Here is a 24,499-nt window from a genome sequence, read left to right on the forward strand (position 1 = left end):
TTTGGATTGATGCGCGCCTGTGGGAACCTCGGATATCCGCACCGAGGAGATCTGCCATGGACCGCAACCACGCCTTCCGATCCACCCTGCGCCGCGCCGGATCCACCGAATTCCTGGACGCGCCGCGTGCCGCCGAACTGGTGGGCCGCACGGGCGTCATCGCCTGCCTGCGCGCCATCGCCCAGGCCATCGAGGCCGACTTCGCGCGGTGGAACGATTTCGACAAGACCGCCCGCACGGCCGCCCATTCGCCGCGCGGCGTGATCGAGCTCATGCCCGTGGCCGACACCCGCCCCGGCGGCGGCTACGCCTTCAAGTACGTCAACGGCCACCCGGCCAACACGCAGGACGGGCTGCCCACGGTGATGGCCTTCGGCGCCCTGGCGGACGTGGACACGGGTCTGCCGGTGTTCCTGGGGGAACTCACCCTGACGACCGCGCTGCGCACGGCCGCCACCTCTGCCGTGGCGGCCCGGCGGCTGGCCCGGCCGGACAGCCGCCGCATGGCGCTGATCGGCAACGGCTCGCAGGCCGAGTTCCAGGCACTGGCGTTCTTCGGGCTGCTGGGCGTGCGTGAACTGCGGCTATACGACACCGACCCCGCGGCCACGCGCAAGCTGGTGCGTAACCTCGGGCCCTATGCCCGCGAGGGGCTGCGCTGCGTGCCCTGCGCGAGCGCGCGCGAAGCGGTGCGCGGCGCCGACATCGTGACCACGGCGACGGCCGACAAGGCCCGCGCCGCCATCGTGCAGGCCGACATGCTGGAGCCGGGCATGCACCTGAACGCCGTGGGCGGCGACTGCCCGGGCAAGACCGAGCTGGCGCCGGAGGTGCTGCGGGCCGGTGCGGTCTTCGTGGAATACGAGCCGCAGACCCGCGTCGAGGGCGACCTGCAGCAGATGCCGGAGGATTTCCCCGTCACCGAGCTCTGGCGCGTGCTGGCAGGCACGGCGCCGGGGCGCGTGTCGCCCGGGCAGGTGACGGTGTTCGATTCGGTGGGCTTCGCGCTGGAGGATTACGCCGCCCTGCGCACCATGCGGACCCTGGGCCAGGCGGCGGGCCTGCTGGACCGCATCGCCCTGGTGCCGGACCTGGCCGACCCGAAGGACCTGTACGCGCAACTGCGCCCCTGGCTGCCGGAAGGTACCCCCGGCGCGGACGCGTCGGCGCCGCACGCACCCACGTTCTTGCACGAGGCGGCCTGATCTCCGGCACCCGCGCACCGGCCCGCACCGCACAATGCCCGCACCAAGAGAGCCACCCACCATGGACAACGCCCCCTTTCCACGCCCGGTCACGCTGATCGGCGTTCCTACCGATGTCGGCGCAGCCCGCCTGGGCGCGGCCATGGGCCCGGACGCACTGCGCGTCGCCCAGCTCGGCCCGGCGCTCGAGCGGCTGGGCCTGGAGGTCGAGGACCTGGGCAACCTGCACGGACCGCCGAATCCGCGCGGCGAGCGCACGGCCGAGGGCCTGCGCAACCTGGCCGAATGCGAGGCCTGGAACCGGTCCACCCACGATGCGGTGTTCGCCCAGCTGCAGACCGGGCGCCTGCCGGTGATGCTGGGCGGCGACCACAACCTCGCCATCGGATCGATCAGCGCCGTGGCGCGCCACTGCCGCGATACCGGCAAGCGGCTGCGCGTGCTCTGGCTGGACGCGCACTCCGACAGCAATACGCCGGAAATCTCGCCCAGCGGCAATGTGCATGGCGTGCCGGTGGCCAGCCTCTGCGGGCTGGGCCCGCCCGCGCTCGCAGAGCTCGGCGGCCCCGGGCCGGCACTGCGCGGCGCGCAGATGTGCCAGATCGGGCTGCGCAGCGTCGATGCGGCCGAGAAGCGCATGATCCATGAGCTCGGGCTGGAGGTGTATGACATGCGCGCGATCGACGAACTGGGCATGCGAGAAGTCATGCACCGTGCGCTCGCCGGGCTGGAGGACGACGCCGACGCGCACCTGCACCTGAGCTTCGACGTGGACTTTCTCGACCCGGAGATCGCGCCCGGCACGGGCACCACGGTGCGCGGCGGGCCGAACTACCGCGAGGCGCAGCTGTGCATGGAGATGATCGCTGACACAGGGCGCCTCGCCTCGCTCGACATCGTGGAACTCAACCCCGCGCTCGACATCCGCAACCAGACCGCCGAACTCGTGGTGGATCTGGTGGAAAGCCTGTTCGGCAAGAGCACGCTGGTGCGCACGCCGGCCCCGGCCGGGCGGCGCTAGCCGCCGTTCACGCCCCCGGGGCGGCGGCGATGGCCGCAGTGCGCGCCAAGTGCCTCCGCGCGAAATCCTCGTACCAGGGAAGGCAGCCCGGGTTGGCCATGGCGTCGCGGTTCACCACCTTCTCCAGCGGCTGGCCGAGCAGCAGCTTCTTGATGGGCAGCTCCTGCTTCTTGCCCGTGAGGGTCCGCGGCACCTCGGCCACCTGCACGATCTCGTCAGGCACGAAGCGCGGCGAGAGCGCGGTGCGGATGGCACCCGCGATGCGCTCGCGCAGCGCGTCGTCCAGCACGGCGCCCTCGCGCAGCGCCACGAAGAGCGGCATGTGGCTTTCCCGGCCCAGGTATTCCAGGTCCACCACCAGGCTGTCGAGCACCTCGGGCAAGGCCTCCACTGCGCGGTAGAGCTCGCTGGTGCCCATGCGCAGGCCGTGGCGGTTGATGGTGGCGTCGCTGCGGCCATAGATCACGCATCGGCCTTCCGGGCCGACACGCAGCCAGTCGCCATGGCGCCAGACCGCACCCATGGAGGCCGGGCCGTCGCCGCCGCCGGGACGGCGGCCGTGGCCGGGCGGATACATGTCGAAGTAGCTCGCGAGGTAGCGCGGGCCCTGCGGATCGCCGGGCAGTGCCGGCACCCCTGCCGGTGCATCGCCCCAGAAGTAGAGCGGCATGGAGGGAATGGGCTGCGTGCAGACCAGCTCGCCCACCGAGCCGGTGACGGGCCGGCCCTCCTCGTCCCAGGCTTCGACGGCCGCGCCCAGCATGCGGCATTGCATCTCGCCGGGCACCTGGGGCAGCTCGCGGTGGCCGCCGATGAAGGCGCCGCAGAAATCGGTGCCGCCGGAGATGTTGTCCCACCAGACCGGCTCGCTCCCGTTCCCGCCCCCTGCATCCCGGCCCGTACCGGCCTGCGCACGGATGCGGGCAAACTGCGCCGTACCCCACTCCTGCACCTCCGGCGAGAGCGGCGAACCGGTGGCGCCCAGGGCGCGGATGCGCGAGAGGTCGCCGCAGGCCGCCAGATCGAGCCCCGCCTTCATGCAGTTGGCGTAGAACGCGGCGCCGGCACCGAAGAAGGTCACGCCGGTCTCGGCGGCGAAGCGCCAGAGCGTGCCCCAGTCGGGGCGCTCCCGGCTGCCGCCCGGGTTGCCGTCGTAGATGACGCAGGTCGTGCCGGAGAGCAGCCCGCTGGCCTGTGCGTTCCACATGACCCAGCCGGTGGAGCTGTACCAGTGGTAGCGCTCGCCAAAGGAGTTGGGCACGTGGCTCGGACCGATGTCGTTGTGCAGCCCCTTGAGCAGCAGTGCCACCAGCACCATGCCGCCGTGGCCGTGCACGATGGGCTTGGGCAGGCCGGTGGTGCCGCTGGAATACACGATCCAGAGCGGATGGTCGAACGGCAGCCAGAGCGGCTCGAAGGACGCCACCCCGGCATCGTCGCGCGCAGCGGCCTGGGCGTATTCCACGCAGCCCGCGATGCCGCCGGCCGTGCCGAGCTGGTCCACGACGACCACGTGCTCCAGCGTGGGCAGGGCCGCACGCAGTTCGGCGAGCACGCCGCGGCGGTCGAGGTTTCGGCCGCCGTAGGTCACGCCGTCCACGGCGATCAGCGCCTTCGGTTCGATCTGCCGGAACCGGTCCAGCACCGCGGCCGTGCCCATGTCGGGCGCGCACACGCTCCAGATGGCACCCAGGCTGGCCGTGGCCAGCAGGGCCACCATCGCCTCGGGGATGTTGGGCAGGTAGGCCGCGACGCGGTCGCCCGGCCCCACGCCCTGCGCGCGCAGGTGCAGCGCCAGCGCGGCCACCTGCCGGCGCAGTTCGGGCCAGGACAATTCACGGTGCTCGCCGCGCTCGTTGCGGCTGATGATGGCCGGCTGACCGGCCGCGTGCGCGGCGTCGGCGTGCCGCAGTGCCTGGTGCGCGTAATTCACCTGGGCACCGGGGAACCATTCGGCGCCCGGCATGGCGTTGCGTGCCAGCACGGCCGTGTGCGGGGTGGGCGATTCGAGGCCGAAGTAATCCCAGAGGCTCTGCCAGAAGGCGTCCAGCTCCGTCACGGACCAGCGCCACAGGGCGTCGTAATCGTCGAAATGCAGGCCGCGCGTGTCGCGCAGCCAGTCCTGGTAGAGCCGGATCTGCGGAACGAAGGGGGTGTGCGCTCCGGCAGCCGCGTTGCGCGGCGAAAGGGTGGTTGTCTCCATGGCCACGCAGCGTACTGCGTGGGGCCCCGGCGTGTCACCGCCGGGGCGTCCCGGGCTTGACAGGCAGGCGCCCGGTCAGTCTTCCTTGAGTTCCTTCACGCTGGTGATCGCGTAGCGCTTCTCGCTCAGCTGCCGGGCCGGTTCGGGAATGCCGTAGTCGTTCCAGTGCGCGGCGCTCTCGTCCAGTTCGTGGCCCCGCTCCTGGCAGCTCCAGTCGGTGTTGATGGCCTCCTGCGGAATGGGACGGCCTTCGGGAACCACGAGATAGGAATGCTTGCCGTCAGCTTCGGGCCGGCGGTAGATGTCGACGCGCATGGGAGGGATCCTTTGCTGTGGGAAGAGAAGTCCCCACTCTAGCCAACGCTCCGCAGCACTCCCGTAGGAAAAATCCCCCGCCCCTGGCGGGAACGGAGGGAGGTCTCCGAAGCGCGATTACTTCGCGGCCATGTCGCGCATGCGGTCGGCGCGGCCGGCCGGGTCCGGATGGGACGAGAGCATCTCGTCGAGCGCGCCGCCCTTGCCGCCGCCCTGGGCCGCCAGCTTGCGGAAGGCCGACTCCATCGCGCTCACCTTGTACTTGTGCTTCTTCATGAAGGCCAGGCCGTAGTCGTCGGCGGCCGTCTCCTGGCTCTGCGAGAACTGGCTGTTGACCAGTTTTTCCCCCAAAGCGCCCAGGTCGCTGTCGGCCAGGGCGCCGACGCCGCCCGCAGCGGAGGCGGCCTTGCGGCCGGCGGAGGCGAGATAGGCCGTGCGCATGGCGGACAGCGAATGCTGCAGCTTGACATGGCCGATCTCGTGCCCGATGACGCCCAGCAGTTCCTGGTCGTTCATCATGTCCATCAGGCCGCTGTACACGCGGATCGAACCGTCGGCCGTCGCGTCGGCATTGACCTCGTTGGCGAGATAGACCTTGAAGTTGAGCTTCATGCCGTCTTCGTTGACGTGCTTTTTCGTGAGGCGGGCCAGGCGCTGCGCGTACTTGTTGCCGGCCGGCGCGACCTTCTCCGTGCGCTCCTCGTAGGCACGCAGTTGCTGCGATACGGACTTGAGCTCGTCGTCCGAGACCGTGGCCGCCTTGAACACGTCCGCGGCCGCGCCGATCTTGCTGTCGGTGCCGGAGCCGGCGCCGCCGGCGCCCGCGGCTCCCAGCACGGAACCGAGCGCTGAACCGGCCGACGATGGAGACCCCGTGGAGCCATTGGTGGCGCAACCGGCCAGGATCAGGGAGAGCGCAAGCGCGCCCAGGCGGAACGTATTCATGGTTTTTTACCCTCGTTGGAATGATGCGCCGCCCGGAACAGGCCGGGCGGGACCCGGCCCGATACCGTCGCAAGGCTGCGACGTCGGGACGGCGGGCGCATTCTCTCCAGGGACGGGGCGCCGTGCGCCGGTGGCCCGCACGCACTTGCATCCATTTGTATTTACCGCTTCATGACAGTAACACCCGGCATCCCGGGGAACTTTTTGCTATTTCACCGCGCACCAGCTACCCACCAGATGCCACATCTTGTTGCAAAAAACCGCCTGTTCAGAGCGGAAGCGCGAACAGGCGGCCGGACAGGGGCGCGTTCGCCAGCATGTCCAGCGCCACAGGCTGGCGCGCAGTGGTCACGAACAGCGTGCGGCCGTCCGGTCCGCCGACCGCCACGTCGGTAGGGCAGGGCACGGGCAAAGCGGCCACGCGGTCGAGGCTGCCATCCGGCAGGAAACGCATCACGCTCCAGCCGTCGCGCAACGCGGTCCACACGCCGCCCTCGGCGTCGAAGGCGAGCCCGCTCACGCGCCCCGAACCCTTGGGTACGGTGACCAGCCTGCGCACCACGCCGGGGCTGCCGGGGTGCATGTGCAGGATGGCACCGGTGTCGGGCGCGGTGGCCAGCAGGGCGCCGTCCCCCGCGCGCCAGCGCAGGCACTGCAGGGCTTCGGCCAGGCGCCAGAGCACCTCGACATGCCCCGTGGCCTGCAGGCGCCCCACCGCGCTGCCACCCTCGGCGGTCTCCACAGCGATCCAGACGCCGTCGTCGCCGCTGGCGGACGCACCCAGGCACACGGTCCGCACGGCGGTGCCCTCCGGCCAGACGGGCCATGGCTCGGGATCGGCGGCGCCCGGGCGCCAGCGCACGGCGCCCCGCAAGCTGACGAGCGACACATCCTGGGGGCCGTGCACGAGCACGCCGGCAATGGGCTCTTCGCAACCCACCAGGGCCTGGTCGGTACCGACCGGCAGTGCAGCCGCTTCGGCCTCGCGCGGCTCTGCATCCTGGGCCGCCTGCGGCGACCAGGCGCGCAGCGCCGGGGCGAGGCTGTCCGCCCAGTACAGCAGGCCGGCGTCCGCGCACCAATGGGGATGCGCGCCATGGAACGCCCAGGGCCCGGCCAGGGCGCGCGCCACGGTATCGGACACGGGGGCGCGGGTGCGTCCGAGCTGGGCGCCCACGCGCCGGGCGGCTTCGGCCACCTCGGGCCCGAGCAGTTCCAGCCGCTCGGGCGTGAGGCGCCAGGCAGGGCCGGCCACGCTGAGCGCTCCCCGCACCTCGCCCTGGCCGTCCACGATGGGCGCGCCGACACAGCGCACGCCGGGCACGATCTCTTCATCGTCGATGGCGTAGCCACGCGCTGCCGTCACGCGCAGTTCCGCCTGCAGCCGGCGCCGGTCGGTGATGGTGCGCGGCGTGGCGGCCTTCAGGGAGAGCCCCTTCAACAGGTTGTCCCGCCCGGACTCGGGCAGCACCGACAGGATGGCCTTGCCCTGGCTGGTGCAATGCACCGGCTTGCGCTGGCCCAGCGCGCTGGAGGAGCGCTCGCTGTGCGCTCCGTCGCAGCGCTCGAGCGACACGACCTCACGGCCGTCGAGGGCCGCGAGGTAGGAGGTTTCGCCCGTCAGGTCGCGCAGCGCCCGCAGTTCCAGCGCCGCGGCCGCGGCGAGATCGGGCATGGCGTAGGCCTGCCGCGCCATCTCGAAGCAGCGCATGCCCAGGCAATAGGCCTTGCGCAGCGGATCGCGCCGCAGCAACCCGCGCGCCACCAGGGTTGCGAGCAGGCGGTAAGCGGTGGTGCGCGGCAGCCCGAAGCGCTGGGCCAGTTCGGCCTGGCTCAGTCCGTCGGATGCGGAGCCGACCGCCTCCAGGAGATCGAGGGCCTTGTCGAGGGCCGCAGTGCCTTCGGCGGAAGACGAGGCCATGGTTTGTCTCAGATAGTGGTAATGCCTGCGACTGTACCGGCCGCCCCGGTATGGTGGTGTCGCGGGTGCTCGCTACGATCGGGCAGGCAGGACGCCGGGGGCCGTCGGCGGAAAGCATCGGCCCGGCGGGCCGGACCGATGATCCGGCTTTCCACGCCTTGAGACAGCCCGGCCCCATTTCTCAGGAGACATTCATGACCACGTCCGACACCCTGCAATCCATCGACGCGCGCACCGGCCAGCCCCAGGGCGAGGCCTGGAACGCCTCCACCCCAGCGGCCATCGACGCCGCCGTGGCTACCGCCGCACAGGCGGCAGACGCCTTCGCCGCCCGTAGCGCCGCAGACCGCGCGGGCCTGCTTCGCGCCCTGGCCGACGCGCTGGAATCGCAGCGCGAGACCCTGGTACCCATCGCCGACCGCGAAACCGCCCTGGGTCCGGTCCGCCTGAACGGGGAACTGGACCGCACCGCCTTCCAGCTGCGCGGCTTTGCCGCCGAGCTGGAGCGGGGCGCGGCGCACGCGGTGGTGGACGATCCCGCGGCGCCCGGCGCGCCGCCGGCCGGCCGGCCGCACCTCACCCGCGTGCGCGTGCCCGTGGGGCCGGTCGCCATGTTCTCGGCCAGCAATTTCCCGTTCGCGTTCTCGGTGCTGGGCGGGGACACCGCTTCGGCGCTGGCGGCCGGCTGCCCCGTGGTCGTGAAGGCGCACCCGGCCCATCCGGAGCTGTCCCGCCAGACGGCGCGCCTCGCGCAGCAGGTCGTGGCAGCGCAGGGCCTGCCCGAAGGCGTCTTCCAGTTCGTGGAGGGCGGATCGGTGGCGACCGGCGTGCAACTGGTGCAGGCCCCGGCCATCGCCGCCGTGGCCTTCACCGGCTCGTTCAAGGGCGGCACCGCCCTGGCCCGGGTGGCGGCGGAGCGCTCCCGGCCCATCCCCTTCTACGGCGAGCTGGGCTCGGTGAATCCGCTCATCGCCCTGCCTGCGGCACTGCAGGCCCAGGGCGCCGCGCTGGCGGAAACCCTGGCCGGCTCGATCTGCCTCGGCGCGGGCCAGTTCTGCACCAGCCCCGGTGTGATCGTGGTACGCCGGGACGCCTCGGGCGATGCGTTCGTGCAGACGCTGGCGGACAAGCTCCAGGCGCTCGCGCCGCACGCCATGCTCTCGGCCGGCATCCGCGCGCACTTCGACCACGGGGTGGGCGCGTGGAGGGCCCACGGCAAGGTCAGGCCGCTGGTGGACGGCGCGGCCGCGCCCGGCGCTACGCCGCGGCCCTTCCTGGCCGAGGTGCAGGCGGCGAATTTCATCGCCGACGCTGCGCTGCACGAGGAAGTCTTCGGATCCGCCGCGCTGGTTGTGCGCACGGGCTCGGCCCAGGAAACGATCGACGTTCTGCGCGCCGTCGGCGGATCCCTCACGGTCACGCTCTGGGGCGCGGGCGACGACACGGAGGACAACCGCGCACTGGTGCGCACCGCCACCCAGGTGGCGGGCCGCGTGCTCTTCGCCGGCGTGCCCACCGGCGTGGCCGTCACGGCCGCCCAGCACCATGGCGGCCCCTACCCCGCCAGCACTGCGCCCTTCACCACGTCGGTGGGCTACGCGGCGATGGACCGCTTCCTGCGCCCCGTGGCGCTGCAGGATGCGCCCGGATGGCTGGCCGCGCGCAACGGCGTTCCTTGCTGAGAGAAAGAGGGGCGGCCCCGACTGGCGGCTCCAGGATGCGGTAGCGGGATCAGGACCGGCCGCCGTCGGATCGGATGGCGGCACTTCGTCCACAAGCCAGGGCCGCAGCCGCCAATACCACGGCGGGAATACCGTAGAGCCAGGGCGTCGGCAGCACCGGCAGCAACAGCCCGGCGGCCAGCGGCCCGAGCCCTGCACCGATGTCTCGCCAGACGGATCGGGCCGCCAGGGCACGGACGCGATCGGCCCCGGGATGGTGCATGGCGACGATGGGTGCCAGCAGCGGCAGTTGCAGGGCTCGCAGCAAGACGATGGCCGCGGCACAGGTCCACAGCCACCCTGTTCCGAAGCCGACGAGGGCCACGGCCGTCATGAGCGAGAAGACGACGAGCAGCCGTTCCGCACCCCACCGGTCGGCCCAGCGGCCACCGACCGGACCGAGAACGATCTCGGAGCCATACCGGACAGCCAGCAGCACGGCTGCGGCCGTCAGCGCACTGGAAGGCCACAACGCCTGGCCCAGCACGGTCAGGCCGATGAGAAACAGGCCGTCCAGCGCGAATCCCTCCACGAAGGACCATGTGTCCAGGGCATTCGGACGCGACGGCCGGGTGCGCACCGCGCCCATGCCGGGGTGAGGCTGTGCAGGCAGCATGCGGGCAGCCCACAAGCCGCCCAGGGCCACGAGGGTCAGCGCCCCCAGAACCCAGCGCGGTCCTGCCAGCTCGCTCAGCACGGCGGCCGCCGGCAAGGCGATCACGGGCCCCAGGGCGATGAAGGCGCGCGATCTTCCGGATCGCGCCGATGCACCGGCCGCCGACGATGTGGCCAGGACCTGGGTGGAAAGGTTTAACGCAGCGAACGCCATGCCCCAGAGCAATCGCAGCGGCAACAGCAGCCAGAAGCCACCCAGGGTGGCATTGCCCAATGCACAGACAGCCGCCGCCGCGACAGCCAGGGTGCAGACCCTGCGGTCGCCGTATCGGGCATAGAAGCGTGCGACCCAGCCGTACCCGGCAATGCGCACCAGGCGGTTGGCTGCCAGCAGGATCCCCGCCTCCACCAGGGTGATGCCCCATGCAGCGCCGTGGACGGGAAACAGCAGATACAGCACCACGTCCGAGGGCAGCGTGGTGGCCAGCGCTATCGCGGCGTTTCTGGAGTCGCGGTCAGCGGCTTCGGGCGTGTGGGAGGCCGTTGCTGCGGCACTGGTCGTTTGCATGACCGCATCGTGGACGCTGCGGAACGCGTCGACAAACGAGTTTGTTGACGGCACATGTGTGCAAAAATCTCACACATGGCCATGGCGCTTCCCCCCCTCAATGCGGTACGGGCCTTCGTGGCCGCAGCCAGGCACCAGAGTTTTTCGCGGGCAGCGCAAGAGCTCCACGTGACCCACGGCGCCGTGAGCCGGCAGATCAAGGGGCTGGAAGAAGACCTGGGTGTCGCCCTCTTCGAACGCCGGGTGCGGCAGGTGGTGCTCACGGTGGAAGGCCAGGCGTTCTACTCGCAGGCCGAGGCGGGCCTGGCCCTGATCGGCCATGCGGCCACCGCCCTCAGGACAGGGGTGGCGAGCCGTGCCGTGCGGATCAATGTGAGGCCGTCGTTCGCCGTGCGCTGGCTGATCCCCCGACTGCCGGACTTCGTGGCCAGGCACCCCGGCATCGAGCCGGAGGTCATCACCAGCATCGCCGCCCCCTCCCACGCTTCCGAGGAATTCGACGTGGCCGTGCGGCGCGGGCTCCAGGGGTGGCCGGTGTCATTGCGGGTGGCACCGTTCCTGGAGGACGAGGCATTGGCCGTGGCCTCGCCGGCCCTGCTGCAGAGCGCCAGCCGCCCTGTCGAATCCCCGCGCGACCTGGCGGCGTTCGTGTTGCTCTGCGCCCGTTCCAGGAAGGGTGACTGGGACGACTGGTGCCGGCGGGCAGGCACAGGCCGGCTGAAGGCCGCCGGACGGCTGCACCTGGACCACCTGCACCTGATCTTCCAGGCCGCCGTCGACGGGCTGGGCGTGGCCATGGCACCGCGCTCGCTGTGGGGCAACGATCTCAAGCAGAAACGGCTGGTGCCGCTGCTTCCCGGGTACGCCCTGCCGCTGGAGCGCTACTACTATGGCATTGCACCGGGCGCCTCCGAAGAAGCCCGCTGCTTCGTGGCATGGCTGGAGGAGGCGCAGCGCATCTAGCCGCCGGCGACCGGCGCGAAGGCGGCGCGCGCAGCGAACATGGCGCTTGATGCACGGCAATGGCGGGCCCCCGCCGCCGCGCCCACAATGGGCAGGCTCCCACTTTTTCGCGCCCTGCGCGTTCCGCCCGCCATGCCCGAGATGCCCGCGCCTGCTTCCGCCTCCGCCCTCTTGCCGCAACCGGCCGCGACTGCGGCTGTGCACGACTGCGATGTCCTGATCGTGGGCGGCGGCCCCGCAGGCCTGTCGCTGGCGGTCTCGCTGGCGCAGGCGGGCTTCACCGCCACGGTGGTGGAGCGGCAGTCCGAAGCCGCTCTGGCCGCCCCCGCGCCCGACGGCCGCGAGATCGCGCTCACGCATCCGGGTGCGGACACGCTGCGGCGACTGGGCTCCTGGCAGCACCTGCTGCCGCACGAGATCGGGCGCATCCACGCGGCCCAGGTGCACGACGGCCCTGTGGGCGGCGCGCAGCCGCTGCACCTGCAGACAGCGCACGGCCCGGGCCACCTGGGCTGGATCGTTCCCAACCACGCCCTGCGGCGCACGGCGCACGCTGCGGCCCTGGCCACGCCAGGCGTGCAAATGCTGGCTGGCCGGCAGGTGGCGCATGTGGCCGTGTCGGAGGACACGGCGGAACTCGAATGCGCACCCGCCAGCGGCGGGCCGGACGGCGCCGCGCCCCTGCGGCTGCGCGCGCGCCTGCTGGTGGCAGCGGACAGCCGCTTTTCCGCCACGCGGCGGCAGCTGGGCATCGGTGCGGCGAGCACCGATTTCGGGCGCACGGTCATCGTCTGCCGCATGCACCACGCACTGGCGGGAGACGGCACCGCGCACGAGTGCTTCGGCTATGCCCGCACGCTGGCCATCCTGCCGCTGCCCCCCGACCCCGGCACGGGCGAGCCCCTGTGCTCGGTGGTGGTCACCACCCGCACCGACGACGCCACCGCGCTGCTCGCGCTGCCGCCGGACGGCTTCGCCGCCCAGGTGCAGGCGCAGTTCGGCGACCGCTTCGGCGCGATGCGCCTGATCGGCGAACGCCATGCCTATCCGCTGGTCGCCGTCTATGCCCGGCGCTTCAGCGGGCACCGTTGCGCACTCCTGGGCGATGCGGCCGTGGGCATGCATCCGGTGACCGCGCATGGCTACAACCTGGGCCTCGCGGGCGTGGAGCGGCTGACCGCCGCGCTGGTGCACGCGCGTGATACGGACCGCGACATCGGTGACGCCGATCTGCTGGAGCGGCACTATGCGCGGCCGCACCACCGCCATGCCTGGCCGCTGTACGAGGGCACGAATGCCATCGTGCGGCTCTATACCGACGACCGCCGGCTGCCGCGCCTGCTGCGGCGCGTGGTGCTGCAGGGCGCCCGCCGGCTCGCCCCCGTGCAGGCGGCGATCGTGGGACAGCTGATGGGAACGGCGCCCAGGTCCGGCGCCCGTGCGCCCGGCCCCGCGGGGCACTGAACTTTCCCCCTGCGGCGGACTCCGCCATGCCGCCCTCGCGCGGCGTTTTGTGTGCGGGGGCGGCATGGCCCGGCCTTTTGTCACGAGGACCGGCTACCCTATGCGCCCTTTCCGGTTCCGCACACCATGAAAAACCAAGCGTCCCGCGAATTCTTTCCACGCCAGGTCGTGGATGCCGGCCCCAACCGCTGGGACTGGGCCCTGCTGCCGCTGGTGCTGGCGGGCGTGGTGCTGCTGGCCTATGGGGCGGCGCAGATGGCCCGGCCCTTCGAGATGGGCGACGTGATCCCGCTCTCGCTGGACCCCTGGCAGCTCCCCTACTACCTGCTGCGCACCACGCTGCGCATGTTCATCGCGCTGGGCGCCTCGCTGGTCTTCGCCTGCGTGTTCGCGGTACTGGCGGCCAAGTACCGGCTGGCCGAGCGGGTGCTGGTGCCGCTGCTGGACATCCTGCAGTCCATTCCCATCCTGGGGTTCCTGTCCATCACCGTGACGGGCTTCATCGCCCTCTTCCCGGGCAGCCTGCTGGGCGTGGAATGCGCGGCCATCTTCGCCATCTTCACCTCGCAGGCCTGGAACATGGCCTTCAGCCTCTACCAGTCGCTGCGCACGGTGCCGGCGGAGCTGCAGGAGGCCGCGCGCGTGTTCCAGCTCTCGGGCTGGCAGCGCTTCTGGCGGCTGGAGCTGCCCTTCGCGATGCCCGGCCTGCTGTGGAACATGATGATGTCCATGTCCGGCGGCTGGTTCTTCGTGGTGGCGTCGGAGGCGATTTCCGTGTCGCACCAGGACATCAAGCTGCCCGGCGTGGGCTCGTACATCGCCATGGCCATCGAGGCGCGCGACCTGCCCGCCATCGGCTGGGCCATCGCCTGCATGCTGGTGGCCATCCTGCTGTACGACCAACTGCTCTTCCGCCCGCTCGTGGCCTGGGCCGACAAGTTCCGCTTCGAGGAAGGCAGCGCCGATGCGGCTCCCCGCTCCTGGCTGCTGGACTGGCTGCGCCGCGCGCGCGCCACGCAGACCGTGGCCGGCTGGTGCCAGCGGCAGCTGGGCCGCACCCTCACGCTGTTCAAGCGCAGCCATGACGGCACCTCGATCCGCGCCCGCCCGCCCGCGCCCTTGGCCCGCGCCGAGCGCGTATGGGACGCGGTGCTGGCCGCGGGGGTGCTCTTCGCCGTCGCGCGGCTGGTGCAGTTTGTCCACACCGAGGTGGGCTGGCACGAAGTGGTGCATGTGTTCACCCTGGGCGGCTATACCCTGGTGCGCGTGATGGTGCTGATCGCACTGGCGGCCGTGGTGTGGGTGCCCATCGGCGTGTGGATCGGCATGAACCCGCGCTGGGCAGGGCGGCTGCAGGCGGTGGCGCAGTTCCTGGCCGCCTTCCCGGCCAACCTGTTCTTCCCCGTGGCCGTGATGCTGGTGGTGCACTGGAAGCTGAACCCGGACGTGTGGCTGTCGCCCCTGATGATCCTGGGCACGCAGTGGTACATCCTCTTCAACGTGATCGCGGGCGCCTCCAGCATCCCCAACGAACTGCGCCTGGCCGCGCAGAACCTGGGCCTGTCGGGCTGGCTCAAGTGGAAGCGCTACCTGCTGCCCGCCGTGTTCCCCAGCTTCGTGACCGGCGCCATCACCGCCAGCGGCGGCTCGTGGAACGCCAGCATCGTGGCCGAATACGTGACCTGGGGCGACACCACGCTGCAGGCCCGGGGCCTGGGCAGCTACATCGCGCAGATGACGGCCGCCGGCGACTTCCCGCGCATCGCGCTGGGCATCGGCGCGATGGTGGTGTTCGTGATGGGGCTGAACCACTTCCTGTGGCGGCGGCTCTACCGCCTCGCCGAAGACCGGATGCACATATGAGCCCACCCCGTTTGAATGTCTCACTGCGTGCAGACATTCCATCCCCCTCTAGGGGCGCCGCCAGCGGCCTGCAGAACCTTGGTGCGCACGCAAATTTCGTGCGGTTGGAGCGACGTGTAGCGCAATGGATCATTGAAATATGACGCAACCCATCATCGAACTCCACGGCGTGGGCAAGACCTTCCGCTCTTCCGACGGCCGCGAGCGCCCCGTGCTGCAGAACGTAGATTTCACGCTGCGCGAAGGCGAGATCGTCGCCCTGCTGGGCCAGTCCGGCTCGGGCAAGAGCACCCTGCTGCGCATCATGGCGGGCCTGGTGCCGGCCGACGAGGGCGACGTGCGCTACCGCGGCCAGCCGCTGCACGGGCCGGCACGCGCGATCAGCATGGTGTTCCAGTCGTTCGCGCTCTTCCCCTGGCTCACGGTGCAGCAGAACGTGGAGCTGGGGCTGGAAGCGCGCGGCGTGCCGCAGGCCGAGCGCGCCGCGCGGGCCGAGGCCGCCATCGAACTCATCGGACTGGCAGGCTTCGAAGGGGCGCTGCCGCGCGAGCTCTCGGGCGGCATGCGCCAGCGCGTGGGCATCGCCCGCGCCCTGGTCACCCAGCCCGACGTGCTGCTGATGGACGAGGCCTTTTCCGCGCTGGACGTGCTGACCGGCGAGCGCCTGCGCGAGGACATCCTGCAGCTGTGGCGCAGCGGCAGCATGCCCACCAAGGCCATGCTGGTGGTCTCGCACAACATCGAGGAGGCCGTGATGATGGCCGACCGCGTGCTGATCTTCGCCAGCGATCCGGGCCGCATCCGCTGCCAGCTGTCGATCCAGCTGCCACGCCCCCGCGATCCGGACAGCCACCACGTGCGCGCGCTGATCGACGAGGTCTATGCGCTCATGACGGCCGGCGCCACGCGCCACGCGTCCGCGGCCGGAGGCGCGGCGGCGGAGCCGGCGCCCGCGACGCTCACCGACCGCCTGCCCGCCGCCGACGTGGCGCGCATGGACGGCCTGCTGGAACTGCTGGCCGAGCCCCCCTTCGACGGCCGCGCCGACCTGCCCCGGCTGGCGGAGGAAACCAGCCTCACCGACGCCGAGCTGCTGCCGGTGGCCCATGCGGTGTCCCAGCTGGGCCTGGCGGCGCTGGCGAGCGGCGACCTGCAGATCACCCCGCTGGGCCGGCGCTACGTGGAAGGAGCCCACGGCCTGCGGCAGCAAATCTTCGGCCAGCAGCTGCTGGCCCATGTGCCGCTGGTGGCGCACATCCGCCACAGCCTGGAACAGGAACCCGCAGGCGAACTGCCGGACGTGCCCTTCCTGCGCCTGCTGAGCGAGCAGCTCGATGCCCAGGAGGCCGAGAGCGTGCTGCGCACGGCCATCACCTGGGCGCGGCATGGAGAGGTGTTCGAGTACGACTTCCGCACCGGGGTGATGCGGCTGCCCACGGGGGAAGAGTCCTCCCCCTGAGTCGCCTTCGGCGCCTCCGTGCAGCCGCCAGAGTCGGCGGCCCTTCAGGCACGTCCAGGCCTGCGCAGGCAGGCCCGGAGCCGCGGCCTTCAGCCCCCAGGGGGACGACGCTGGTGGCCCGGCGTGTCTGCTGGCATGGCCTGCTCCGCGGCCCTCTGACGGGAGGCGCCACCGGTTTCAGCGTAGCGCTCAAGAGCCAGTGCTTGCCATTTCCTGAACTGCCACCACGCCAGGCGGCTTGGGCTGGGCGGCCCTCGCCTGGGCGGATCGATCCGGCATCGCGCCGGAGGAAGGCGCAGGGTGGCCTGAAGCGGCAAGGCGCACGGGCGCAGCCCCGCCGCCGACCGGCGCGAGGCTGCCGTACAGAAGCCGTCGGATGGGAAGGACGCGGCTCAACATGGTCGGCTCCGGTGGGTCAATGTGCGGCCGGTGCGGGGGCATCGCGCCACCAGGGCTGCGTGGCAGCGGGGAAACGGATGTCCACGCGCTCGCCCATGGCCGGCGTCAGCAGCGGCACGCCGCGCGCGGCGGCCAGCGCGCCGATGCGCTCGAAGGGCTCCGTCCAGGCATGGAAGGACAGGTCGAACGTGCCGTTGTGGATGGGCAGGCAGTGGCCCCCCTGCACATCCAGGTGCGCCTGCAGGCTTTCTTCGGGCTGCATGTGTACATCGGGCCAGTCGGTGTTGTAGGCGCCGGTCTCCATCAGCGTCAGGTCGAACGGGCCGAAGCGTTCCCCGATGGCGCGGAAGCCGTCGAAGTAACCGGAATCGCCGCTGAAGAAAACGCGGGTGCCGCCCGCGATCAGCACCCAGGATGCCCACAGGGTGCGGTTGCCGTCGGACAGGCCCCGCCCCGAGAAATGCCGCGCGGGGGTGCAGGCCAGCTGCACGCCCGCGAAGGTGGTGCCCTGCCACCAGTCGAACTGCCGCACCTTGTCGGCCGGCACACCCCAGCCGGTCAGCCGGTCGCCCACGCCCAGCGGGGCCATGAACTGTTCCACCTTCGGCACCAGCGCGAGGATGGCTGCACGGTCCAGGTGGTCATAGTGGTCGTGGGACAGCACCACGCCCCGAATGGGCGGTAGGTCTTCGATCCGCAGGGGCGGCGCATGGAAGCGCCGGGGCCCGGCGAACTGCACGGGGGAGGCACGCTCGGAAAACACCGGGTCTGTCAGCCAGAAGCCGCCCTGCAGCTTGAGCAGCACCGTGGAATGGCCCAGGCGCCACAGCGACATGTCCGGGGCGGCCAGCAGCGCCTCCCGCGTGAGCGCCTGCACCGGGACCGGGCGGTCCGGCACCGTGCCGGCGGGCTTGCCGAGCGCCATGCGGAGCATGATGCCCAGCCCTGCCAGCCAGCCCATGCGGCGCGGCGGCACGGCATTGCGGAAACGGCCTCCGGCCGAGGCCGGAGGCCGCAGGACGATGGATTCGGCCGGGGCGGGGTGGCTGTAGGCGGATGGACGGGCCATGGCAGTGGGTGGGAAGGGAGGGGAGGGGAGTGCGCCGGGGATGCGCACCGACATATGCACTGTACAGTGTAGTGTTCTTTTTTAAAAAGTAAACCATGCGGTGTAAAATTCGCCGAATGGCCTCCGAACCGACTTCCCGACTGACCGACCGCAAGCGCGAAGCCATCGTGCAGGCGGCCATCGCGGAGTTCCGCGAAAGCGGTTTCTCCGGCACCAGCATGGACCGCGTGGCCGCCGCCGCCGGTGTGTCCAAGCGCACGGTCTACAACCACTTCCCCAGCAAGGACGAACTGTTCTCCGCCATCCTCGACCAGCTCTGGAGCCGCAGCCGCGCCCATGCCGACGTGGTCCACGATCCCGGCCGCCCGCTGCGCCCGCAACTGATGGAACTGATCGGCCACAAGATGCAGCTTTTCAATGATCCGAGCTTCATGGATCTCTCGCGCGTCGTCATTGCCGAGATGCTGCACAACCCCGAACGGGCGAAGGCCATGGCGGCCCGCCTGTCGTCCCGGGAGGACGGCCTGCCCGTCTGGATCGATGCCGCGCAGCGGGCGGGCCAGTTGCGCGCCGACGCCGACCCGCTGTACGCGGCGCACCAGCTCATGGGCCAGCTCAAGGCCCATGCGCTCTGGCCGCAGCTCCTCCTGGGCCAGCCACCGCTCGACGAGGCCCAGCAGGCCCGGGTGCTGGCCGACACCGTGGACATGTTCCTGGGCTTCTACGCCCGCGGCTGAGGCGGCGGCGCAGGGCCCCCAGCGGTTCGGCCACGCAGCCGCGCATGGCCTCCGGATGCACGGAAACGCAGGCATGCACCAGCCCGGCCTCCAGCAGCGCATGCGCGTGCTCCTGGTCGTCCACCATCAGTTCCAGGGCGATGCGCTCGCGCTGCAGGGCGGGTGCCAGCGACGGCAGGAGCCAGGTGGCCAGCGAATCCGCATTCACGGCCAGCACGACGGGAGAAAACGCCGCGCCCCCGCCATCGCCAGCCAGGTCGGCCAGCAGCTCGCGCTCCATGGCCCGCGTGGCGCGGCAGGGCCGACCACGCACCAGCAGCGGCTGGCCGAGCCGGGTTTCCAGCGCGCGCACCCGGAGCGATACCGCCGAAGGCGTGAGGTACAGCGCGGCGCCCGGCTGGGGGATGGCCCAGGGACGGCACGGGCCCGGCGCACGGGCACGCGGCAGGCCCTTGCCGCCGTGCTGGCGGTGTCGCTGCTCAATCCCCACATGGTCCTGGATACGGTCGTGCTGCTCGGCGCGCTGGGCGGGCAGCGGCCGCCGCCCGAGCGCGTGGCGTTCGCGGCCGGGACGATCGCCGCCTCCACCGCATGGTTCCTCTCGCTGGGCTTCGGAGCCCGGCTCCTGTCGCCCTGGTTCGCCCGGCCCTCGGCCTGGCGCGCGCTCGACGCCTTCGTGGCGGCCGTGATGCTGTCGCTGGCCGCCTTCCTCGCCTTCACGCCCCTGCCCACTGCGCCATGACCCTTCCCTGCATCACACTCGCCCCGCTTCCCTTCCGCTACGCGGTCTCGCGCCTCGCGCCCTCATCGGCATTTCCGGAATGGGCGGACGGCGACGGCTTCGTCTCGGTCACGCGCACCTCCGAGGAGCTGTCGGTGGTCTGCCGGCAGGAGCGGGTGCCGTCCCATGTGCAGGCCGAACGGGACTGGAAGGCGTTCCGCTTCGTCGGCCCGTTCGCCTTCGGCGCCACGGGGATCGTGCTGTCGGTGGTGCAGCCGCTGTCGAAAGCCGGCATCGGCGTGTTCGTGGTCTCGACCTTCGACGGCGACCACCTCCTGCTGCAGGAACGCGACACGGCCGCGGGCCAGGCCCTCCTGATGGCGGCAGGCCACACCCTTCTGCCGGAAACCTGAGCCCCGGGCTGCGGTGCGGCCCGGCGTGCCTTACGCTCCGGGGCCACGCCTTTTCGCTTTCCGGCCCCGGCCGCTTTCAGCCCATGCCTCTTTCCCCCTACCTCGACGCTGCGCCCACGATGGACGACAGCGTGTTCATCCATGCCTCCGCCCAGGTGATCGGCGATGTGCACCTGGGGCGGGACGCCTCCGTGTGGTGCAACGCCGTGCTGCGCGGCGACGTGCACCGCATCACCGTGGGCGAGGGCTCCAACGTGCAGGACCTGAGCATGGGCCACGTCTCGCACCGCCACCCGGGCAAGCCCGACGGTTCGCCCCTGGTCATCGGCAGCCACGTGACCATCGGACATTCGGCCATCCTGCACGGCTGCCGCATCGGCGACGAATGCCTCATCGGCATGGGCAGCATCGTGATGGACGATGCAGTCATCGGCGACCAGGTGATGCTCGGCGCCGGCAGCCTGGTGCCGCCGGGCAAGGTGCTGGAACGCGGCTCGCTCTACATCGGCCGGCCCGCCGTGCGCCAGCGTGCGTTGACGCCGCAGGAGATCGCCTACCTGCGCTATTCGGCAGAGCATTACGTCCGGGTGAAGAACAACTATCTGGCCCCGGCGCAACCGCCCATGCCCCCACAGCCGCGCTGAGTCCCTCGACAGCCGATGGCGTATCGTCTAACCTGCCCCTTGCAATGAACCCCCTGCTTGAGCAATTGTCCGGGACGGTCGCCGCAGCAAAGGGCGTGGAAGACCTCACGCGCTCGCTGCTGGAGATGCTGGAGGCGGTGACGGGCATTGAATCCACCTACCTGACCTCCATCGACGAGGCAGGTGGCACCCTCAAGGTCCTGTACGCCCACAATGCCGGCGAACTGCGCATTCCGGAAGGCTTCACCACCGACTGGGGCCAGACGCCGTGCAAGCGGGCGATGGACGAGGGCCGGGTCTACGTGGACGACATTTCCGACCGCTGGGGCGACATGGCGGTCGTGCGCGACCTGGGGCTGCGCGCCTATGCCAGCATGCCCGTGCGCAGGGCCGACGGCCGGCTGTGCGGTACGCTGTGCGCTGCCAGCAAGCGCGAGCGCCCCGGCACGCCCGAAACGGGGCACATCCTCACGCTCTTCGCCCACCTGATCGGCCAGCAGATCGAACGCGAGCAGTTGATCCGGGAGCTGACCGCCGCCAACGAGCGGCTGACCCGGCATGCCGCCACCGACGAGCTCACCGGGCTGCCGAACCGCCGGGCGCTCATGGAGGCGCTCACGCGCCTGCTTGCGCAGGGGCGGCGGCGGCAGGCAGAGGTACTGATCGCCTTCGTCGACCTGGACGAATTCAAGACGGTCAACGACCGGCACGGCCACGAGATAGGCGACCAGTTCCTGCAGGCCATCGCCCAGCGGCTGCGGACGGTGCTGCGCGAGGAGGACGTCATCGCCCGCATCGGCGGGGACGAGTTCGTCGTGGCGACCCTCGGGATGCACGCCGGAGAGGCGTCGCGCTCTGCACGTGACACCTTCCGCGAGCGCATCGCCCAGGCCACGCAGGGCCGTTTCGACCTGCCGGGCGCATCGCTCGACTACGCTGGCGCCAGCGTGGGCGCCGTCGCCGTGCCGCCGCAGGAGCCGATCGCGGCCGGGGACGCGCTGTGCCTGGCCGACCGGCGGATGTACGAGATCAAGCAGGCGCGGCGGGTACCCGCCCCTGCCGGCGTCAGTCCGCGCTGATGCGCGCGCGGGCCGCCACGGCCCGCATCAGCGGCAGTTCACGCTCCAGCAGCGCGTTGGCCTGGGCCGCGGAGCCCACGACGGCCTCCACGCCCTGGTCGGCCAGGGCCTTGCGCACGCCGGGGTCGGCCATGGTCTCGGCCAGTGCCTTTTCCAGCTTCGCATGCACGGCCGGGGGCAGGCCGCGCGGCGCGATCAGCGAGCCCCAGGATTCCAGCACCACGTCGGGAAAGCCGGCCTCCGCGAACGTGGGCACCTGCGGCAGCGTGGCCAGGCGCCTGGGAGAGGCCACGGCAATGGCCCGGACCTTGCCCGCCCGGATCTGCGGCGCGGCGGTGACCACCGTGTCCATGGCCAGGGGCAGCTGGCCGCCGATCAGGTCGGTGAGCATCGGCGCGCTGCCCTTGCACGGCACATGCAACAGCTGCACCCCCATGGCGAGCCAGGCCATCTCGGCCGCAAACTGCGATGCCGTGCCCGCCCCGAAGGAGGCATAGGGCAGCTGGCCCGGTGCCTTCTTCGCCGCCGCCTGCACCTGGGCCACCGTGCTGAACGGCGCGTCCTTGCCGGCCAGCAGCACCATGCCGGCCCGGCTCACCAGGCCGATCTGCTCGAAGCTTTTCACGGAGTCGTACGGCAGGTCGCGGCGCACCGCCGGGTTGAGCGTGAGCATGGAGCCCGAACCGATCAGCAGGGTGTAGCCGTCCGGCGCGGAGCGCGCCACATAGCCGGCCGCCACCGCCGTGCCGCCGCCAGGGCGGTTGTCGATCACCACGGGCTGGCCGAGCTTCTCGCCCAGCCTGGGCGCGATGGCGCGGCCGATGGTGTCGCTGCTGCCGCCCGGAGGGAACGGCACCACCAGCGTGACGGGCCTGGACGGATAGGCCGCGGGCTGGGCGAGTGCGCCGGCAGCGCCCATCCATGCGCCGGCCGCCACGGCGGTGGCCCTCCAGGCCCAGGCCCGGCGCTGCATCTTCTTGAACAACATACTCTCTCGAAAAAAAGGACAGGGGCCCGGATGGTAGGCAAAGACAAAGATCCGCCAGGCATATGGATAGATGGGCCGCAGTGCCCCCTGGCCGGCACGCCGCGCGGCCCGCCGGGATAATCGGGGCCCTCCCGCCCCACGCCCTCCATGCCCGATTCCGCCTGCCGCGTGCTGGCCGTCATCCCGCCGATGACGCAGCTCAACACGCCCTACCCCTCCACCGCCTACCTCACGGGCTTCCTGCGTTCGCGCGGCGTCGCGGCCTTCCAGGAAGACCTGGCGCTGGCCCTCGTGCTGCGCCTGCTCTCGCCCGAGGGGCTGGAAGCGGTGGCCGCGCGTGTGCGGGCGATACCCGAGAAGCGGCGCAGCCCCGCCGTGCAATCGTTCGCGGCCCGGGAGGACCGGTATCTGGCCACCATCGGCCCGGCCATCGCCTTCCTGCAGGGACGCGACAGTACGCTGGCGCACCGCATCGCCGGTCGCCACTACCTTCCCGAAGGGCCGCGCTTCGCCTCGCTCGACGTCTATGTCGATGACGAGGGCGGCGACCCGCTGGGCTGGGCCTTCGGCGCCCTGGGCCTGCAGGACAAGGCCAAGCACCTGGCCACGCTCTACCTGAACGACCTGGCCGACGTGCTGCGGGATGCCGTGGACGAACGCTTCGAGTTCGTGCGCTACGCCGAATCGCTGGCCGGCAGCCAGCCCACCTTCGACCCCCTGGCCCAGGCCCTCGCCGCCCCGCCCACCCTCGTGGACGACCTGCTCTCGCAGCTCACGCACGAGGCGGTGAAGCGCCACCAGCCCACCGTGGTGCTGCTGTCCGTGCCGTTTCCCGGCTCCGTCTATGCGGCATTCCGCATCGCGCAGGCCATCAAGGCGCGCCATCCGCACATCGCCACGGTGCTGGGCGGGGGCTTCGTGAACACCGAGCTGCGCGAACTGGCCGACCCGCGCGTGTTCGACTTCTTCGACTACGTCACGCTCGATGCCGGGGAGCGCCCGCTGCTGGCGCTGCTGGAGCACCTGGAAGGACGCCGCGGCAGGCAGCGCCTCGTGCGCACCTTCGTGCGCGCGGAGGATGGCGCGGTGCAGTACGTGAACATGATGGAAGCCGACATCGCCTTCGCCGAGGTCGGCACGCCCACCTGGGACGGCCTGCCGCTGGACCGCTACCTGTCGCTGCTGGACATGCTCAACCCCATGCACCGCCTCTGGAGCGACGGGCGCTGGAACAAGCTCACGGTGGCGCACGGCTGCTACTGGAAGAAGTGCAGCTTCTGCGACGTGGGCCTGGACTACATCGGCCGCTACGAGGGCGCGAGCGCCCAGGTGCTGGCGGACCGCATCGAGGCCATCGTCGCCGAGACGGGCCAGACAGGCTTCCACTTCGTCGATGAAGCCGCCCCGCCCAAAGCCCTCAAGGCGCTGGCCACGGAACTGATCGAGCGCAAGGCAGGCATCAGCTGGTGGGGCAACGTGCGCTTCGAGAAAACCTTCACGCCCGAGCTGGCCGAGCTGCTCGCCGACTCGGGCTGCATCGCCATCTCCGGCGGGCTGGAAGTGGCTTCGGACCGGCTGCTGGCGCTGATGAAGAAGGGTGTTTCGGTGGACCAGGTGGCCCGCGTGACACGCGCCTTCAGCGATGCCGGCATCCTGGTGCATGCCTACCTGATGTACGGCTTTCCCACCCAGACCGTGCAGGACACGGTGGATGCGCTGGAATACGTGCGCCAGCTGTTCGCCAACGGCTGCATCCAGAGCGGCTTCTTCCACCGTTTCGCCTGCACCGTGCACTCGCCCGTGGGGCAGAACCCGGTGGAATACGGGGTCACCCTGGCGCCACTGCCGCCCGGCGGCTTCGCGAAGAACGACGTGGCGTTCATCGACCCGACGGGCGTGGACCACGATGTCCTGGGCGCAGGCCTCAAAAAGGCCATCTACAACTACATGCATGGCATCGGCCTGGAAGAGGACGTTCGGGCCTGGTTTCCTTTCCATGTACCGAAAACCACCGTGAACCGGCGCAGGATCGAGCGGGCGCTGGAAGGCCGCGCCTGATCCCCCTGGCCAGGGGCCTGCATTCGCGCGCGCGCAACGGATGCGCGCCATTGCCTGCGCAAGCGGCGGGCCCAATGCGCGGGCGACCAGCAGTCTGTTGCGTTCTGTCACATACTGTGGGACTGTCA

20 protein-coding genes are annotated in these 24,499 nt (G+C 71.1%); 13 read left to right on the top strand and 7 right to left on the bottom strand.

All coding sequences use genetic code 11. The annotated features are described in order from the left end of the window. Positions 1-56 precede the first annotated feature (56 nt). Positions 57-1,205, top strand: coding sequence for an ornithine cyclodeaminase (gene ocd, locus BLR05_RS19000; protein WP_092837376.1), 1,149 nt, complete (start codon positions 57-59; stop codon positions 1,203-1,205). Positions 1,206-1,266: 61 nt separating this feature from the next. Beyond that, positions 1,267-2,226, top strand: coding sequence for an arginase (rocF, locus tag BLR05_RS19005; RefSeq protein WP_092837379.1), 960 nt, complete (start codon positions 1,267-1,269; stop codon positions 2,224-2,226). A 7-nt stretch (positions 2,227-2,233) separates the two neighbouring features. Here the strand turns inward: rocF and BLR05_RS19010 are convergent, their stop codons facing one another. The 4 genes from BLR05_RS19010 to BLR05_RS19025 form a co-directional block, all read right to left on the bottom strand. Then, a complete protein-coding gene (locus BLR05_RS19010; protein WP_092837382.1) occupies positions 2,234-4,429 on the bottom strand; it encodes an acetoacetate--CoA ligase in 2,196 nt (731 codons plus the stop codon). A 75-nt stretch (positions 4,430-4,504) separates the two neighbouring features. After that, positions 4,505-4,744 (bottom strand): DUF6139 family protein, encoded by a 240-nt coding sequence (locus tag BLR05_RS19015; RefSeq protein ID WP_013592665.1) that lies wholly within the window; start codon positions 4,742-4,744, stop codon positions 4,505-4,507. A gap of 117 nt (positions 4,745-4,861) precedes the next feature. Beyond that, positions 4,862-5,689, bottom strand: coding sequence for a M48 family metalloprotease (locus BLR05_RS19020; RefSeq protein ID WP_092837384.1), 828 nt, complete (start codon positions 5,687-5,689; stop codon positions 4,862-4,864). A gap of 268 nt (positions 5,690-5,957) precedes the next feature. After that, the gene (locus BLR05_RS19025; RefSeq protein ID WP_092837387.1) at positions 5,958-7,610 is read right to left on the bottom strand and encodes an IclR family transcriptional regulator domain-containing protein; all 1,653 of its coding nucleotides are present in this window, start codon (positions 7,608-7,610) and stop codon (positions 5,958-5,960) included. 194 nt (positions 7,611-7,804) lie between these two features. On the opposite strand from BLR05_RS19025, the gene BLR05_RS19030 reads away from it, so the two are divergent. After that, a complete protein-coding gene (locus BLR05_RS19030) occupies positions 7,805-9,292 on the top strand; it encodes an aldehyde dehydrogenase (NADP(+)) (RefSeq protein ID WP_092837390.1) in 1,488 nt (495 codons plus the stop codon). A 49-nt stretch (positions 9,293-9,341) separates the two neighbouring features. On the opposite strand, the gene BLR05_RS19035 is transcribed toward BLR05_RS19030, so the two are convergent. After that, positions 9,342-10,514, bottom strand: a complete 1,173-nt coding sequence (locus tag BLR05_RS19035) for an MFS transporter (protein WP_092837393.1) — start codon at positions 10,512-10,514, stop codon at positions 9,342-9,344. Positions 10,515-10,595: 81 nt separating this feature from the next. On the opposite strand from BLR05_RS19035, the gene BLR05_RS19040 reads away from it, so the two are divergent. From BLR05_RS19040 to BLR05_RS19055, 4 genes are all read left to right on the top strand, one after another. Then, positions 10,596-11,477 (top strand): LysR substrate-binding domain-containing protein, encoded by an 882-nt coding sequence (locus BLR05_RS19040; protein ID WP_092837475.1) that lies wholly within the window; start codon positions 10,596-10,598, stop codon positions 11,475-11,477. 132 nt (positions 11,478-11,609) lie between these two features. Next, positions 11,610-12,941, top strand: coding sequence for a 5-demethoxyubiquinol-8 5-hydroxylase UbiM (ubiM, locus tag BLR05_RS19045; RefSeq protein WP_225979045.1), 1,332 nt, complete (start codon positions 11,610-11,612; stop codon positions 12,939-12,941). A gap of 126 nt (positions 12,942-13,067) precedes the next feature. After that, a complete protein-coding gene (locus BLR05_RS19050; RefSeq protein WP_092837396.1) occupies positions 13,068-14,804 on the top strand; it encodes an ABC transporter permease in 1,737 nt (578 codons plus the stop codon). A 139-nt stretch (positions 14,805-14,943) separates the two neighbouring features. Further along, positions 14,944-16,263 (top strand): ABC transporter ATP-binding protein, encoded by a 1,320-nt coding sequence (locus tag BLR05_RS19055; protein ID WP_092837399.1) that lies wholly within the window; start codon positions 14,944-14,946, stop codon positions 16,261-16,263. 415 nt (positions 16,264-16,678) lie between these two features. On the opposite strand, the gene BLR05_RS19060 is transcribed toward BLR05_RS19055, so the two are convergent. After that, positions 16,679-17,731 carry an MBL fold metallo-hydrolase gene (locus tag BLR05_RS19060; protein WP_092837402.1) on the bottom strand — a complete coding sequence of 351 codons (1,053 nt, stop codon included), beginning with the start codon at positions 17,729-17,731 and terminating at the stop codon, positions 16,679-16,681. Between the two features lie 116 nt (positions 17,732-17,847). Here BLR05_RS19060 and BLR05_RS19065 point away from each other — a divergent pair, with 116 nt between their 5' ends. The 5 genes from BLR05_RS19065 to BLR05_RS19090 all read left to right on the top strand — a co-directional run bounded on the left by BLR05_RS19065 (position 17,848) and on the right by BLR05_RS19090 (position 21,325). Next, the gene (locus tag BLR05_RS19065) at positions 17,848-18,468 is read left to right on the top strand and encodes a TetR/AcrR family transcriptional regulator (RefSeq protein ID WP_092837405.1); all 621 of its coding nucleotides are present in this window, start codon (positions 17,848-17,850) and stop codon (positions 18,466-18,468) included. A 397-nt stretch (positions 18,469-18,865) separates the two neighbouring features. Next, entirely contained in the window at positions 18,866-19,210 is a 345-nt protein-coding gene (locus tag BLR05_RS19075; RefSeq protein WP_225979330.1) for a LysE/ArgO family amino acid transporter, read from the top strand. Further along, on the top strand, positions 19,207-19,602 hold the full coding sequence (locus BLR05_RS19080) for an ACT domain-containing protein (RefSeq protein ID WP_092837408.1): 396 nt from the start codon (positions 19,207-19,209) through the stop codon (positions 19,600-19,602). The genes BLR05_RS19075 and BLR05_RS19080 overlap by 4 nt, the downstream gene beginning before the upstream one ends. 83 nt (positions 19,603-19,685) lie before the next feature. Next, positions 19,686-20,246 (top strand): gamma carbonic anhydrase family protein, encoded by a 561-nt coding sequence (locus BLR05_RS19085; RefSeq protein WP_092837411.1) that lies wholly within the window; start codon positions 19,686-19,688, stop codon positions 20,244-20,246. A gap of 44 nt (positions 20,247-20,290) precedes the next feature. Continuing rightward, positions 20,291-21,325 carry a GGDEF domain-containing protein gene (locus tag BLR05_RS19090; protein WP_092837413.1) on the top strand — a complete coding sequence of 345 codons (1,035 nt, stop codon included), beginning with the start codon at positions 20,291-20,293 and terminating at the stop codon, positions 21,323-21,325. Here the strand turns inward: BLR05_RS19090 and BLR05_RS19095 are convergent. Further along, complete coding sequence (locus tag BLR05_RS19095; protein ID WP_092837416.1) at positions 21,312-22,313, bottom strand: Bug family tripartite tricarboxylate transporter substrate binding protein; 1,002 nt, start codon at positions 22,311-22,313, stop codon at positions 21,312-21,314. The two genes, BLR05_RS19090 and BLR05_RS19095, sit on opposite strands and share 14 nt — an antisense overlap. Before the next feature lie 147 nt (positions 22,314-22,460). On the opposite strand from BLR05_RS19095, the gene BLR05_RS19100 reads away from it, so the two are divergent. Beyond that, entirely contained in the window at positions 22,461-24,371 is a 1,911-nt protein-coding gene (locus tag BLR05_RS19100; protein WP_192883832.1) for a B12-binding domain-containing radical SAM protein, read from the top strand. The last annotated feature ends 128 nt before the right edge of the window (positions 24,372-24,499 follow it).

This window comes from Paracidovorax cattleyae (assembly GCF_900104515.1).
GTDB lineage: Bacteria > Pseudomonadota > Gammaproteobacteria > Burkholderiales > Burkholderiaceae_C > Paracidovorax > Paracidovorax cattleyae.